Source organism: Rhodopseudomonas palustris (assembly GCF_003591005.1).
Classification (GTDB): Bacteria; Pseudomonadota; Alphaproteobacteria; order Rhizobiales; family Xanthobacteraceae; genus Rhodopseudomonas; species Rhodopseudomonas palustris_K.
In genome coordinates this window covers 1-12,946 of the sequence record NZ_QYYD01000039.1, presented here as the reverse complement: position 1 = coordinate 12,946, position 12,946 = coordinate 1, and the positions used below count along the sequence as shown (strand labels likewise).

At 66.6% G+C, this 12,946-nt stretch carries 13 protein-coding genes; 7 read left to right on the top strand and 6 right to left on the bottom strand.

Annotated features, from left to right (window positions below):
- Positions 1–10 precede the first annotated feature (10 nt).
- The 3 genes from D4Q52_RS24350 to D4Q52_RS24340 are packed head-to-tail and all read left to right on the top strand — an operon-like array spanning position 11 to position 2,769.
- Positions 11–1,117 (top strand): electron transfer flavoprotein subunit alpha/FixB family protein, encoded by a 1,107-nt coding sequence (locus tag D4Q52_RS24350; RefSeq protein ID WP_119859166.1) that lies wholly within the window; start codon positions 11–13, stop codon positions 1,115–1,117.
- A gap of 12 nt (positions 1,118–1,129) precedes the next feature.
- Complete coding sequence (locus D4Q52_RS24345) at positions 1,130–2,437, top strand: FAD-dependent monooxygenase (protein ID WP_119859165.1); 1,308 nt, start codon at positions 1,130–1,132, stop codon at positions 2,435–2,437.
- A gap of 35 nt (positions 2,438–2,472) precedes the next feature.
- The gene (locus D4Q52_RS24340; protein WP_119859184.1) at positions 2,473–2,769 is read left to right on the top strand and encodes a ferredoxin family protein; all 297 of its coding nucleotides are present in this window, start codon (positions 2,473–2,475) and stop codon (positions 2,767–2,769) included.
- A gap of 452 nt (positions 2,770–3,221) precedes the next feature.
- On the opposite strand, the gene D4Q52_RS24330 is transcribed toward D4Q52_RS24340, so the two are convergent.
- From D4Q52_RS24330 to D4Q52_RS24320, 3 genes are all read right to left on the bottom strand, one after another.
- Positions 3,222–3,806, bottom strand: coding sequence for a DUF2478 domain-containing protein (locus D4Q52_RS24330; RefSeq protein WP_119859163.1), 585 nt, complete (start codon positions 3,804–3,806; stop codon positions 3,222–3,224).
- A 293-nt stretch (positions 3,807–4,099) separates the two neighbouring features.
- Positions 4,100–4,555: a cupin domain-containing protein gene (locus D4Q52_RS24325; RefSeq protein ID WP_119859162.1), complete on the bottom strand. Its 456-nt coding sequence runs from the start codon at positions 4,553–4,555 to the stop codon at positions 4,100–4,102.
- A 59-nt stretch (positions 4,556–4,614) separates the two neighbouring features.
- Positions 4,615–4,887, bottom strand: coding sequence for a phosphopantetheine-binding protein (locus D4Q52_RS24320; RefSeq protein ID WP_119859161.1), 273 nt, complete (start codon positions 4,885–4,887; stop codon positions 4,615–4,617).
- A gap of 354 nt (positions 4,888–5,241) precedes the next feature.
- Between D4Q52_RS24320 and D4Q52_RS24315 the strand changes: the two genes are divergently transcribed.
- Together D4Q52_RS24315 and D4Q52_RS24310 are read left to right on the top strand one after the other, a co-directional pair.
- On the top strand, positions 5,242–6,465 hold the full coding sequence (locus tag D4Q52_RS24315) for an acyl-CoA dehydrogenase family protein (protein ID WP_119859160.1): 1,224 nt from the start codon (positions 5,242–5,244) through the stop codon (positions 6,463–6,465).
- A 30-nt stretch (positions 6,466–6,495) separates the two neighbouring features.
- Complete coding sequence (locus tag D4Q52_RS24310) at positions 6,496–7,437, top strand: amino acid--[acyl-carrier-protein] ligase (protein ID WP_119859159.1); 942 nt, start codon at positions 6,496–6,498, stop codon at positions 7,435–7,437.
- A 263-nt stretch (positions 7,438–7,700) separates the two neighbouring features.
- On the opposite strand, the gene D4Q52_RS24305 is transcribed toward D4Q52_RS24310, so the two are convergent.
- From D4Q52_RS24305 to D4Q52_RS24295, 3 genes are read right to left on the bottom strand one after another with little or no spacing between them, the layout of a single operon-like run.
- The gene (locus D4Q52_RS24305; protein WP_119859158.1) at positions 7,701–8,432 is read right to left on the bottom strand and encodes an SDR family NAD(P)-dependent oxidoreductase; all 732 of its coding nucleotides are present in this window, start codon (positions 8,430–8,432) and stop codon (positions 7,701–7,703) included.
- A complete protein-coding gene (locus D4Q52_RS24300; RefSeq protein ID WP_119859157.1) occupies positions 8,425–9,822 on the bottom strand; it encodes a class I adenylate-forming enzyme family protein in 1,398 nt (465 codons plus the stop codon). Before D4Q52_RS24300 ends, D4Q52_RS24305 begins: the two co-directional genes overlap by 8 nt.
- Positions 9,809–10,054: an acyl carrier protein gene (locus tag D4Q52_RS24295; RefSeq protein ID WP_182915439.1), complete on the bottom strand. Its 246-nt coding sequence runs from the start codon at positions 10,052–10,054 to the stop codon at positions 9,809–9,811. Before D4Q52_RS24295 ends, D4Q52_RS24300 begins: the two co-directional genes overlap by 14 nt.
- A gap of 106 nt (positions 10,055–10,160) precedes the next feature.
- Between D4Q52_RS24295 and D4Q52_RS24290 the strand changes: the two genes are divergently transcribed.
- Together D4Q52_RS24290 and D4Q52_RS24285 are read left to right on the top strand one after the other, a co-directional pair.
- Complete coding sequence (locus D4Q52_RS24290; protein ID WP_119859156.1) at positions 10,161–11,027, top strand: acyl-CoA acyltransferase; 867 nt, start codon at positions 10,161–10,163, stop codon at positions 11,025–11,027.
- 28 nt (positions 11,028–11,055) lie between these two features.
- Entirely contained in the window at positions 11,056–12,735 is a 1,680-nt protein-coding gene (locus D4Q52_RS24285; protein ID WP_119859155.1) for a thiamine pyrophosphate-binding protein, read from the top strand.
- The last annotated feature ends 211 nt before the right edge of the window (positions 12,736–12,946 follow it).

The window sequence follows — 12,946 nt, the reverse complement described above, 5'->3', positions numbered from 1 at the left end:
AGCCGTTCCGATGAGTCAGCCAGCCAAGCCTGCACCGCAGCCCGCCGGACGCGCCTCCGCCAAGAAGGAGCTGTCCGAGCACTTCAAGCAATACAAGCACGTCTGGGTCTTCATCGAACAGGAGCGCGGCCACGTGCATCCGGTGTCGTGGGAGCTGATGGGCTCCGGCCGCCGGCTTGCCGACAAGCTCGGCGTCCAGCTCGCCGCCGTGGTGATCGGCCCCAAGGGCGAGGCGACGCAGGCCGCGGTGGCGGAGTCGTTCTGCTACGGTGCCGATCTCGCTTACGTCTGCGCCGACGACGTGCTCACCGATTATCGCAACGAGTCCTACACCAAGGCGCTGACCGATCTGGTCAACACCTACAAGCCGGAGATCCTGCTGCTCGGCGCCACCACGCTCGGCCGCGATCTCGCCGGCGCGGTTGCGACGACGCTGCTGACCGGCCTGACCGCCGATTGCACCGAGCTCGAGGTGGATAGCGACAACTCGCTCGCTGCAACGCGTCCGACCTTCGGCGGCTCGCTGCTGTGCACGATTTACACGCTGAACTTCCGGCCGCAGATGGCCACGGTGCGGCCGCGCGTGATGTCGATGCCCGACCGGGTCGAGAAGCCGATCGGCCGCGTCATCGAATTCCCGCTCGGTTTGGTCGAGGCCGACATCGTCACCAAGATCCTGGCCTTCGTGCCGGATCGCGACAAGGCGACCTCGAACCTCGCTTATGCCGACATCGTCGTCGCCGGCGGCCTCGGGCTCAACTCGCCGGAGAATTTTCAGCTGGTGCGCCAGCTCGCCGGCGTGCTCGGCGCCGAATATGGCTGCTCGCGGCCGCTGGTGCAGAAGGGCTGGGTCTCGGCCGACCGTCAGATTGGCCAGACCGGCAAGACCATCCGGCCGAAGCTGTATATCGCCGCCGGCATCTCCGGCGCCATCCAGCACCGCGTCGGCGTCGACGGCTCCGACCTGATCGTCGCGATCAACACCGACAAGAACGCGCCGATCTTCGACTTCGCCCATCTCGCTCTCGTCACCGATGCGATCCGGCTGCTGCCGGCGCTGACCGAAGCGTTCCGCAAGCGGCTGTCGCCGCACACCCGCGACCGGATCGCGAGCTAACAGGAGGCTGCCATGATCGAGGAACGTTTCGACGCCATCGTGGTCGGCGCCGGCATGGCCGGCAATGCCGCGGCGCTCACCATGGCCAAGCGCGGCCTGAAGGTGCTGCAGATCGAGCGCGGCGAGTATCCCGGCTCGAAGAACGTGCAGGGCGCGATCCTCTACGCCGACATGCTGGAGAAGCTGGTGCCCGACTTCCGCGAGGACGCGCCGCTGGAGCGGCACCTCGTCGAGCAGCGGTTCTGGATGATGGACGGCAAGTCGCACACCGGCCTGCATCATCGCTCCGACGACTTCAACGAAGAGAAGCCGAACCGCTACACCATCATCCGCGCGCAGTTCGACAAATGGCTGTCGAGCCGGGCGCAGGAAGCCGGCGCGGTGGTGCTGTGCGAGACCACGGTGAAGGAACTGGTCAAGGACGCCTACGGCAAGGTGATCGGCGTGCTCACCGATCGTGATGGCGGCCAGGTGCACGCCGATGTCGTGGTGCTGGCCGAGGGCGTCAACGGCCTGCTCGGCACCAAGGCGGAGCTGCGCGAACGGCCGACGCCGGACAATGTCGCACTGGCGGTGAAGGAAATGCACTTCCTGCCGCGCGAGACCATCGAGGCGCGCTTCAATCTGAAGGGCGACGAAGGCGTAGTGATCGAGGCGGCCGGCACGATCTCGGCCGGCATGACCGGCATGGGCTTCCTCTACACCAACAAGGAGTCGATCTCGATCGGCATCGGCTGTCTTGTCGCCGATTTCCAGAAGAGCGGCGAGACGCCCTATGATCTGCTCGACCGCTTCAAGAAGCACCCGTCGATCGCACCGCTGATCGAGGGCTCGGAAGTCAAGGAATATGCCGGGCACCTGATTCCGGAAGGCGGCTTCAACGCCATTCCGCAGCTCTACGGCGACGGCTGGGTCGTGGTCGGCGACGCCGCGCAGCTCAACAACGCGCTGCACCGCGAGGGCTCGAATCTGGCGATGACCTCGGGGCGGATCGCCGGCGAGGCGATCTTCCAGGTCAAGTCGCGCAAGGATCCGATGACCAAGCAGAACCTGGCGCTCTACAAGACCATGCTGGACGACAGCTTCGTCATCAAGGACCTAAAGAAGTACAAGGACATGCCGGGCCTGCTGCACATCCAGTCGCAGAACTTCTTCCTGACCTATCCGCAGCTGATCAACAAGGCGCTGCAGAATTTCGTGCGGGTCGATGGCACGCCGAAGCTGGAGAAGGAGAAGACCACGATCAAGTCGTTCGTGTCGGCGCGGTCGTGGGGCGGATTGTTCGGCGACGCGTTCCGCTTCGCGCGGGCGTGGCGCTGAGCGCGGATCAGTTCATCCAAATCGGAGAGGCCATCATGACCACGGAAGCCCCCATTCGGGTCGAAGACAAGCTGTTCCAGAACCGCTATCTGGTCGACGTCGGCAATGCCCATATCAAGGTGAAGCCGCATACCAAACCGTCGCCGCAACTGCTGGCGCTGCTGAAGGTCTGCCCGGCGCATTGCTACGAGCTGAACAGCAACGGCCAGGTTGAAGTGACGCCCGACGGCTGCGTCGAATGCGGCACCTGCCGGGTGATCGCCGAAGGCGGCGGCGATATCGAATGGAACTACCCCCGCGGCGGCTACGGCGTGCTGTTCAAGTTCGGGTAGGTCTTCGCCACACCGAAAGCCTTCGTCATGCCCGGGCTCGTCCCGCCTGCGCGGCCGAAGCCGCCTCGGCGCGCCGCCTCACGCACAGCCTCTCCGTCATTGCGAGGAGCGCAGCGACGAAGCAATCCAGCCGCGTGCTCGGCGCCCTGGATTGCTTCGCTTCGCTCGCAATGACGGACTCAGCAATCGCGGCAGGTTTTCGTATTGACGCTGGCGGCATCTCCAAACAGGAGCAGAGACCGTCCTCAAACCGCGGGCTTCAGCACCGCGTCGGCGCGCAGCCTCACGCACAGCCTCTCCGTCATTGCGAGGAGCGCAGCGACGAAGCAATCCAGCCTCGTGCTCGACGCCCTGGATTGCTTCGCTTCGCTCGCAATGACGGACTTACCAGTCGCGGGACATGCTGCCGCCCACGCTGGCGACAACTGATAAACACGGGGTCGGTCGTGTAATCACGCCGCCGAATTCAGCACCCTCTCGGCAGCAGCGCGGACGCGCTGCGGGATCAGGCCGCGGCGAGACAGCCAGTGCTGGATGCGCGGCGAATCGATCATCGCCTCCTCGGCAAGGCCGTTCGTGAATTCGCGCCAGCGCGCGATGTGGCGCTCCGGGACGCCGACGATCACCGGAATGCCGAGATCGACCGCCTCGGTGATGGCATCGGCGAGGCCGCCGCCGCCGGCTTCGAGCTGGCCGAACTTGTTGACGATCAGCAGCTCTGGGCATTTCTGAAACGACGCACTGATCAGCGCCGCCGCGTCCTGCATGGCGGCGGGATCGACCCGACAGCCGGCGGCCTGCGGCGTCTGATCGTCTGCAAGTTGCAGGATGATCCGCGACGACAGCTCCTCGATTTCCATGTCGCAGCGCGGGGTGCCGTCACGCGTCGCGTGATAAGCGACGATCCCGGCGATCGCGACGCCGTTGTCGCGCAGCCGATAGCCAAACTCGGAAATCATCCGGCAGGCCGCTGCCCCGTCCGAATACACGAGGGCCAGTATCGAAGGTCTGCCGCTTCGGCCGAGAGTGTACCCCATCGCTGTCCGCCACGCTCCAATAAGACTTTCGCATGATGAAATGACAGAATCGGCGGGCTCCGGCTTTGCGACAAATCAATCTCGATAGCAGGGGTGAATCGTTGGAAATAGTCTCGGAGGCGCCGGCAGAGCGTGACCCGTGTTCCGGACAAGCGTGGCGCTACGCGCTGCGCGCCGATTCGGGAGCACCGGTCAGCTACCTGATCCGCGGCAAGGGAAAGGCCGGAGCGGATCCGCGCACCACGCCGTGAGAGCGGCGTGCTGCGTAGCGTCCGGGGCAGGTGAAAAGGAGCTTAGTTGGCGCCGAGCAGGGATGTGACCGGGCGCTGAGCCGCCGGCATCAGCATCGTGCGCAGCTTAGCGTAGACGCGGACGGCGAGGCCGAACAGCTTCGGCTGGGTGCGGCGGCAGAATGCGATCTTGCGGATGTGGCCTTCGACGTGCCAGCGCGCGCTGGCGCCGTCCTTGAAGAAGATCACGTCGCCCGGGCCGTAGCGCTTCGCCGGCATGCCTTCGCTTTCGATCACCACCGAGCCTTCGAGGATGCAGATCGTCTCGTCGATGTCGTAGTGCCACTCGAACTTGCCCTCGGTGCACTGCCAGATAATCGTCGAGGCCATGCCGTCGGCGCTGCGCGACAGCGTGCAGTTGGTGGCGACGGGATTGCCCTCGATGATCCACGACGGCTCGATAGGGGCGGGCTTCAGCTCGACATTGGTGTTCGACGTGAGGATCAGCTCGGTGGACATCGGGTGGGCTCCTGGTGATGTGCTGCGGGTGCGTCGAAATGATGCGGAGTAACAGCCGCTCAGGCTGCCTGCAGTTGCTGGCGCCGCAGAACGAGGCGTTCGATGGTTTCGACTGAGGTGAAGTTCTCCGGCGTGATGTCGGATTGCGGCAGCGTCAGGTCGAACGCGGCTTCGACGCCGAGCATCAGATTGACCATCTCCATTGAGGTCAGGCCGGCGTCGGCAAGGCGCGTATCGGGCTTCACGCGATTGGCGGTTACGTTCTGAGCCAGGATCGATTGCACCAGTTCGAGGATCTTGGTCTGAACCGCCGTGGCCGTCTCCGCCTGCATGGCAACCTCCGTGTTGGTGTTTCGCGCGCGGTCCGGCGGATGCCGATCTGCCGTCGCGCGCGTCCCGATTAGTCGCGATGTAATCGCAGAAAACTTGCAAAAACAATCGCGGCGCATTGTCTGAAAATGGTGTTCGCATCTTAACACTAACGGGAAAGGCGCAAATTTTCTGCATTTGGAAAAGCCCGGATTAACCGTCGGATTCGATCGCAAATTGATTCACTTTGAATCATCTCGACGGCGGGCGGCCTCCTCCCTAGCGTGGCGTTGGCAACATCCAGCGCCGCACCGATTGCGCATAGCGATGCCCGACTAATCACCTGCATTGTCCGTCTCGAAGGGAGGCCCGACACCATGGCGATGATGACTGATCACGCAGTTCCCGACTTTGCCGCGTCGGCCGTTTCGTTCCGGCACGCTGCTGTCCCATTGGCGCAACGCGTGGCACAGGTGGCGGCGATCGCGGCGGCAGAGGCTGACAGCGTCGACCGCGAGTCGCGGTTTCCCGCTGCCGCGATCGACGCGGCACGTGCGCACGGTCTGCTCGGCGCGCAGATCCCGGTCGAGTTCGGCGGCGAAGGGGCCACGGTCCACGAGGTCACCGAGATGTGCTACGCGCTCGGCCGCGCTTGCGCCTCGACCGCGATGATCGTGGCGATGCATCAGACCAAGGTGGCCTGCCTCGTCCGTCACGGCCGCGGCAGCGTGTGGCACGAGCAACTGATGCGGCGGATCGCTGACGAGCAGTTGCTGCTGGCGTCGTCGACCACCGAAGGCAACAATGGCGGCAACATCCGCGCCAGCGCGGCGGCGGTCGAAGTCACCGCCGAGGCCGTGGCGCTGGTGCGCGACGCAACGGTGATTTCCTACGGCGCCCAGGCGGACGGCGTGATGACGATCGCGCGCCGCGCCAACGACGCCGCGGCCTCCGATCAGGTGCTGGTGGTGTTCACCAAGGACGACTACACGCTGCGGCCGACGCTGGGCTGGGAGACGCTCGGCATGCGCGGGACCTGCAGCCGCGGGTTCGAACTCAAGGCCAGCGGCCTCGCCGCGCAGGTGTTCGCGGAGCCCTACGATCGCATTCACGCCCAGACCATGACGCCGGTAGCGCATCTGTCGTGGTCGTCGGCCTGGGCCGGCATCGCGGCGGCTTCGGTCGAGCGCGCGCAGGCCTTCATCCGCAAGGCGGCGCGGGGCGCCGGCGGCCAGCTGCCGCCCGGCGCAGCGCATTACAATGCGGCCAAGCGCTCGCTGATCAAGCTGCGCGCGCTGATCGGCGCCAATCTCGACGCGTACACGGCGGCGGAGTTCGACGAACGTGCGCTCGGCTCGCTGGATTTCCAGTCCGCCATCAATCTCCTCAAGGTCGAAGCTTCGGAACTCGCCGTCGAGACGGTGATGAGCGCGATGCGCGCTTGCGGCCTGGCGGGCTATCGCAACGACGGCGACTTCAGTATCGGCCGGCATCTGCGTGACGTGCTGTCGTCGCCGCTGATGATCAACAACGATCGCATCCTCGCCAACATCGGCACCGCCAGCCTGATGGCCGCCGTGCCGGCGACGCTGCGCGACTGATCACCGACACCCTTACAGGAGGCCACCAGCATGAATGTCGCACTTCGCTCGGCTCCGTCCATCGTCGCCGCGCAGCCGGTCGATCCGCTCGATCATCTCGCCGCCCATCTGTTTCACCCGCTCGGCGCCGACGGCGTCTATGCGCGCACCGCGCTGTATGAAGGCATCGTCGACAAGCTCGCGGCGTTGATCTCTCGGCATCGCGAGGCCGGCACCGAAGTAATGCGGTTCCCGCCGGTGATGAGCCGGGCACAACTCGAGAAGTCGGGTTATCTGAAGAGCTTCCCGAACCTGCTCGGCTGCGTCTGCGGCCTGCACGGCACCGAGCAGGATATCAATGCGGCGGTGAGCCGGTTCGACGCCGGCGGCGACTGGACGACGTCGCTGTCGCCGGCCGATCTCGTGCTGTCGCCGGCGGCCTGCTATCCGGTGTATCCGATCGCGGCGAGCCGCGGCCCGCTGCCGGCCGGCGGCCTGCGCTTCGACGTCGCCGCGGATTGCTTCCGCCGCGAACCGTCGAAGCATCTCGACCGGCTGCAATCGTTTCGGATGCGCGAATATGTCTGCATCGGCGCGCCGGCGGATGTTGCAGCGTTTCGCGAGCGCTGGATGGTTAAGGCGCAGGCGATCGCCCGCGATCTCGGCCTGGCGTTCCGGGTCGACACCGCGTCGGATCCGTTCTTCGGCCGCGTCGGCCGGATGAAGGCGATCAGCCAGCAGCAGCAGGCACTGAAATTCGAGCTGCTGGTGCCGCTGCGCTCGGAAGAATCCCCGACCGCCTGCATGAGCTTCAACTATCATCGCGAGCATTTCGGCGTGACCTGGGGCATCGACGACGCGGACGGCGCCCCCGCCCACACCGGCTGCGTCGCCTTCGGCATGGACCGGCTGGCCGTCGCGCTGTTCGCGACGCACGGCATCGACACCAGCGCATGGCCGGCGAGCGTGCGCGAGGTGCTGGCGCTGGATTGATCGGCGCTCACACCAGCCTCTCCGTCGTTCCGGGGCGCGCGTAGCGCGAACCCGGAACCTCGACCGAGCAACCAACCTCTCCCCGTCATTCCGGGATGCGCTGCGCAGCAGCGCAGGCCCGGAATCCATACGCCCTGACGAAGCGGTGAAGCACGGCGGTGCGGCTGCTGTGCTCTATCACGAGTCTAGGGGATATAGATTCCGGGCTCGTGCAGCTTCGCTGCCCGCCCCGGAATGACGAACGATAGGTGAGGGAACGCGGCCTAAGCCGTATTGCCGGCGTCGATGGTCTGTACCGACCCGGTGATATTCCGCCCGCCGTCGCCGAGCAAATACTCGACCATCCGCGCCACGTCGTCGGCTTCGGCGAGGCGGCGGAGCGCGCTGCGGCCTGCGATCTTGTCGCGGCCGTCGCCGGCCAATCCGGACGTCAGCTCGGTGTCGATGAAGCCTGGCGCGATCGCGTTCACGGTGATGCCAACCCGACCGACCTCGCGCGCCAGCGACCGCGTGAAGCCGATCGCCGCCGCCTTGGTGGCGCCGTACACCGAGAGACCATTGTAGCCCGTCGAGCCGATGATCGACGACATGTTGATGATGCGGCCGCCGCCGTCCGCCATCATGTTGCGCACGATGTACTTGGTCAGTACCAGCGGCGAGGTCACGTTGATGCGCAGCAGCGTCTCGATCTGGCTGTTGTGCATCGTCGCCAGCACGCCCTCGGTGCCGATGCCGGCGTTGTTGACCAGGCCCCAGATCGAGCCGAACTCGCGACGCAGCTCCTTGACGAAAGCCGGAATGGCGTCGATCTCGCCGAGATCGAACGGCTTGAACGCGATCGAGCCGGGGCCATTCGCTGCGGCGGAGGTCGCAGCTTGCAAATCGTCACTCTCGCGCCGCGCCACGGCGATCACGCCATAGCCGCCGGCGGCGAGACGTCGCGCGATCGCCAGCCCGATTCCGCGGCTGCCGCCGGTCACCACGACCTTACGCATGGCGGGCCAGCTTGCCGGAGGCGGTGACGTCGAGCTGCGGCACGAAGTTGATCACCGCCGGCACCTTGTGGGCCGGCAGCGCGTGCCTGCATTCCGCAAGAATTGCTTCACGGATCTCGCCGGTGCGCCCCGAGTCCGAGACGTTGGCGAGCAGCACGTCGGCGACCACCAGCGCGCCGGTGATCGGGCTGCGCCGCGAGCGGATCCGCACCATGCGCACCGCGGGGTGACGGTTGATCACGGCTTCGACTTCCTCGGGGTGCACCTTGAGGCCGCCGACATTGATGATGCCGTCTCGGCGGCCGACGAAGTAGTAGCGATCGTCGCGCAGCTCGACCATGTCGCCGGTGTCGATGAAGCCGTCGGCGTCCGCGAGCGCCGGCGCGCTGGCTCCGACGTACGTATGCGCGGTGCGGCCGGAGCGGATCCGCAGCGAACCGTCCACCACCTTCATCTCGACGCCGTTGGCGCTGCGGCCGATCATCGTGGCCGGAAAGCCTTCGCGGCCGTCGTTCACTGCAAATCCGACGCCGGCTTCGGTCGACGCGTAGGCATGGCCGATCGACGCATCCGGGAAGGCGCGGCGCAGGCTGTCGAGCACCGCCTGGTCGGCGATCTCGCCCGACAGCCGCACATAGTTCGGACGGAAATTCGCGATCGCGGCGCTCATCAGCGCCTTGCGCCAATGCGACGGCGTGCCGGAAATATGCGTGACGCCGCGCGCGGCAAGCCGCGCCAAATGCTCGAACACCTGCTCGCCCGGCGCCGACAGCACCATCGAGCCGCCGCCGAGCACGGCGCGCAGGAAGATCTGCAGGCCGCCGTAACGGCGGATGTCGTAGAACGTCGCCCAAGTCGGGGGCGTGCCAGTCGGCGGCGTGCCGGTCGGCGCGCCGTCGGCCACGATCGCGCCGGTCAGCGCCGCCAGCGTGTGCGCCACGATCTTCGGCGCGCCGGTGGTTCCCGACGTCAGCATCAACCATTGCGTGCTGTGCGACAGCTCCGGCAACTCGGCAGGCTGGAGCGGCAGCGCGGCGGGCACGATCAGGTCCACGCCGAGATCCGCCCAGCGCGCCGGATTATCGGTGACGATCGCGTCGATCTCGGCATCCGCGATCAGCGACGCCGCGTAGTCCATGTTGAAATCCGGCGGACACAGCAACATCCGGCGCGCGACGCCGTCGAGCTCGATCATCGCGATGCCGCTGAGGAGCTGCGTCGACAGCGACAGCACGACGGAGCGGCCCGCCAGCCGCGGCAGCCGGCCGCCCAGCACGGTTCCGCGCGCGATGTCGGCGACTGCGATGGTCTCAGTCGCGTCGGACAGCGTGCGGTCGCTCACACCGGCCGCAAGGTAGTTGCGCAGCGCGCAGATTTCACGCGGGGACATTCTCATACGCCTTGATGAAATCGCCCAGCGTCACCGGAAAGATCGCGTCGTCGGCGGTGGTGAACGGATCGACGCCGAGGGTGTCTTCGAGCCGCGCCACCAGGATGGCGAAACACAGCGAATCAAAGCCCGATTGGTGGAGTACCAGATCGTCGGTGAGTGCCGGCAGCTTGCGGTTCTGCTCGGCTGCGATCTCTTCCATCATCTTCACAATCGTTAACCGTACAGACATCGTTATTTCGCCTTCCTGATCGATCCGTGAGACAAACACCATAGGGCGCAAACATGAAGCGAATCTATGTACGTAGCGCGCAAATCCGGTCGATTGGTAAACACTGATGAACGCCCCGCAAGTACGCTGCCGTGAAATCGCCGAAGCCGATCTCGAAGCGGTTTCGGAGCTGCTGACGCGGGGATTTTCGGGCCGCACGCAAGACTACTGGCGCAGCGGTCTGCAGCGCCAGCGCGCGCGTAATATCCCCGAGGCGTGTCCGCGCTACGGCTATCTGCTCGAGGCCGACGGCCGGCCCGTCGGCGTGCTGCTGCTGATCTATGCCGAGCGCGGTTCCGGCGCGCTTCGCTGCAACGTGTCGAGCTGGTACGTCGACCCGGAGTTCCGCAACTACGCGACGATGCTGACCTCGATGGCGCAGAAGAACAAGGCGGTCACCTACGTCAACATCTCGCCGGCGGCCAACACCTGGCCGATCATCGAGGCTCAAGGCTTCCGGCGCTATTGCGCCGGCATGTTCGTCGCCGTGCCGCGGCTGTCGCGCGCCGAGCCGGGTATGCGGATCGACCGTATCAACGCGGACACGCGCGTCATGGCCGGGCTGCCGAAAGCCGAGCTCGAACTGCTGCGCAGCCACGCCGCCTATGGCTGCCTGGCGCTGGTCGCGCGTGTCGGTGCCGAGGCGATGCCGTTCATCCTGCTGCCGAAGCGGATGAAGCACGGCCGCTATCCGACGCCGGCGATGCAGCTGGTGTATTGCCGCGACGTCTCGGAGTTCGTGCGTTGCGCCGGTGCGCTCGGCCGCGCACTGCTGTGGCGCGGCGCGCCGCTGGTGGCGCTCGACGCCAACGGCCCGATCGACGGGCTCCGTGGTCTTTACTCGGATTCGCGTGGGCGGAAGTACTTCAAGGGGCCGAACCCGCCGCGGGTCGGCGACCTCACCGAAACCGAACTGGTGCTGTACGGGCCGTGACGGCCGCGCCTTACAACAGGGAAACGCCATGCATCAAATGCTGAAGAGCCGCACCGCCGCCGAGGCGCTGGTCGATCAATTGGTGAACTGCGGCGTCAAGCACGTGTTCTGCGTGCCAGGCGAGAGCTTCCTGCCGGTGCTCAACGCGCTGCGCGACCGCGACATTACCATGACGGTGTGCCGCCACGAAGGCGGCGCCGCGATGATGGCCGAAGCGATCGGCAAGGCGACCGGCCAGCCAGGCGTCTGCTTCGTCACCCGAGGGCCGGGCGCTACCAATGCGTCGGCCGGCATCCACGTGGCGCGGCAGGATTCGACGCCGATGATCATGTTCGTCGGCCAGGTCGAGCGCAGCGTCAGAGAGCGTGAGGCGTTCCAGGAACTCGACTATCGCGCCGTGTTCGGCAGCATGACGAAGTGGACCACCGAGATCGACGATCCCGACCGCGTCACCGAGCTGGTCTCGCGCGCGTTCTACACCGCGACCAGCGGTCGGCCCGGTCCGGTGGTGGTGGCGCTGCCCAAGGATGTGCTGGGCGAGCGCGTCAGCGTCAGCAACGCGCCGGGCTACAAGCAGGTCGAGACCTCGCCGGGCGACGAGGAGATGCAGGAGCTGGCGGCGTTGCTGGCGAGCGCGCAACGGCCGCTCCTCGTGCTCGGCGGCAGCCGCTGGAATTTGAAGGCGCGCGAACAGATCGCCGAGTTTGCAACGCGCACGGGGCTGCCGATCGCCACCAGCTATCGCCGCGGTACGCTGTTCGACGTCATGCATCCGCGCTATGCGGGCGATCTCGGGCTCGGCCCCAACCCGAAACTGGTGGCGCGCGCCAAGGCGGCGGATCTGTTGGTACTGATCGGCGGCCGGCTCGGCGAAATTCCGTCGCAGGGCTATTCGCTGCTCGACTCTCCGGCTCCGGCGACCAAGCTGGTGCACATCCATCCCGGCGCCGAGGAACTCGGCCGGGTGTATCGCCCGCAGCTCGCGATCCACGCCTCGCCGATCCGCTTCGTCGCGGCGCTGAGCAAGCTCGACATCGCGCCGCAGGCGGAGTGGCGCGACGCGGCGGATGCGGCGCATGCGGAGTATCTGGCCTGGACCCAGACGGCGACGCCGCAGCCCGGCGACGTCAATCTCGGCGACGTGATGGTGTGGCTGCGCGACAATGTGCCGGACGACACCATCCTGTGCAACGGCGCCGGCAACTACGCGTCATGGATCCACCGCTTCTATCGCTTCCGAAACTACATGACGCACATCGCCCCGACCTCGGCATCGATGGGCTACGGCATGCCGGCGGCGATCGCGATGCAGCGGCTGCACCCGGAGCGGTTGGTGCTGTCGGTCAATGGCGACGGCGACTTCCTGATGAGCGGCCAGGAGTTCGCGATCGCCGTGCAGTATCGGCTGCCGATCATCACGATCATCGCCGACAACGGCATGTACGGCACCATCCGTATGCATCAGGAGCGCGAATTTCCGGGCCGCGTCGCCGCGACCGAACTGCACAATCCTGACTTCGCCGCCTACGCCCGCGCCTTCGGCGGCTTCGGCGCGACGGTGGAGAAGACCGCCGAGTTTGCGGCCGCTTTTGCGGCGGCGCGTAGCTCGGGATTGCCGTCGATCATTCATCTGAAGATCGATCCGGATGCGATTTTGCCCGGGGCGACGCTGTCGAAAATCAAGCAGGCGGCGCTCGCGAAGGAATGAGGCGGCGCGTCATCCGCGCATGACCCGTCGCGTCCTCCGCCCCCAGTCCCGGGGGGGGGGGGGGGGGGGGGGGGGGGGGGGGGGGGGGGCGGCGGGGGGGGGGGGGGGGGGGGGGGGGGGGGGGGGGGGGGGGGGGGGGGGGGCGCCCGCCGGGGCGGGGGGGGGGGGGGGGGGGGGGGGGGGGGGTGGGGGCGGGGGGGGGGGGGGGGGG